This is a genomic window from Elstera litoralis, assembly GCF_000963705.1.
In the GTDB taxonomy this organism is placed as follows: Bacteria; Pseudomonadota; Alphaproteobacteria; order Elsterales; family Elsteraceae; genus Elstera; species Elstera litoralis.
In genome coordinates this window covers 1-1,230 of record NZ_LAJY01000845.1, presented here as the reverse complement: position 1 = coordinate 1,230, position 1,230 = coordinate 1, and the positions used below count along the sequence as shown (strand labels likewise).

The 1,230-nt window shown below is 46.5% G+C and carries 2 protein-coding genes; one reads left to right on the top strand and one right to left on the bottom strand.

The genetic code is table 11. The features are described from left to right. The coding region (locus VZ95_RS20165) for a hypothetical protein (protein WP_156995464.1) at positions 1–642 on the bottom strand (642 nt) is incomplete at its 3' end. Positions 643–711: 69 nt separating this feature from the next. On the opposite strand from VZ95_RS20165, the gene VZ95_RS24620 reads away from it, so the two are divergent. Beyond that, a complete protein-coding gene (locus tag VZ95_RS24620; RefSeq protein ID WP_156995463.1) occupies positions 712–903 on the top strand; it encodes a hypothetical protein in 192 nt (63 codons plus the stop codon). Positions 904–1,230 lie beyond the last annotated feature (327 nt).

Sequence of the window (1,230 nt, the reverse complement as noted above, 5' to 3'; positions counted from 1 at the left end):
CGGTAGGCCCGACCGGAGTTGCTTGGGCGTAACATCGGCATCCTTAGCCGTCTGCGCAAGAATTAAGGGTACTTGCTGATGGTGGGTAGGTTTTACATTGGTGCGGCCCACGGCGGTTGAAACCAACTCCCCCAAATCCGTCGGATCGAAAGAATAGGCCGTTGCCCCTCGCGCAATATTGGATACCAGCTTCTCCAACTGGGAAGCGCCCTTAGCCGCCGTTAAAAAATCTTCACCCATCTTCTCGATGTTAGTTTTGATAATCTGGGCAATTTCGCCACTGGTGCGACCCGTTGACTGGGCGAGACTCTGGATACGCTCTTGAGCAGCGGCAGCTTGCTCCGCCGTATACTTCATATCGATCTTGAGATCGGTCATGATCCGATCAAAATCGAGCGTCAGTTTTGCGCCCCGCTTCAGCACATCCTGTACACTGCCGTTAGCCTCAGGCGAAGCCTTCAGAACCTCGTTTAGAATTTGGCTGGTTTGCCCCAGACTGGCCAATAAATCCTGCCGAAACTCGGCAATCCCTTGCGTTAACCGCTGAATATCGCGCCGAAGCGCCCCCAGCGGTGCCAAACTGGCTTTCAGGGTCGCCGCAAAAATATCCATAGATGCGGGTTCAGATGGCTTGACTTCCATGATACTCTCCTTTTTGGTGTGATGGAAAGCGCCAGAGATTTTTCCTCCGGGCCGGGATAGAGGCTTAGAATGGTAAAAAACTATCTCGTTGCAGGTATAATTTTGGGGACATTGCTTTCCTCCCCTATTGAAGCTCAGGAATTAACTTTGAAGGAGCGGCTGGAAAGCATTCGTTCGGCACGCGTTATTTTTTATGAATTTGATGATCAATATAGAGATGTAAAAAGAAATTTTTCGAGAAAAAAACAGAACAAGAAATAATTAAAATCAGAGAAAAATTAGTAAAATCAGGAGATAAACTAAAGAAATTTACTGAAAAAAAATAATAATGTAGATATTCCAAATTACTGCAGATACATTTCGGGGAAACTCGCTGCATTAGTCTCCTTTTCATTTGGAGATTATGGCGCTTATGCAGACGAAACAGAAGAATTTAATAAGGATCGCGTGCGCAGAATGGACGAGGCTTTTCTGGTCGATACAAGCCGCTGCCTAACACTTTTCGATGAGATCGAAGCAAAAAATCTTAGCGGAGATGAAAAAGCCGTGAAGCATAGCTTCAGCATCGGAAACAGTTCGGAAAAAACC

Excerpts from the sequence above, each read along its gene's own strand:
- VZ95_RS24620 (WP_156995463.1), top strand. The coding sequence starts at position 712 with ATGGTAAAAAACTATCTCGTTGCAGGTATAATTTTGGGGACATTGCTT.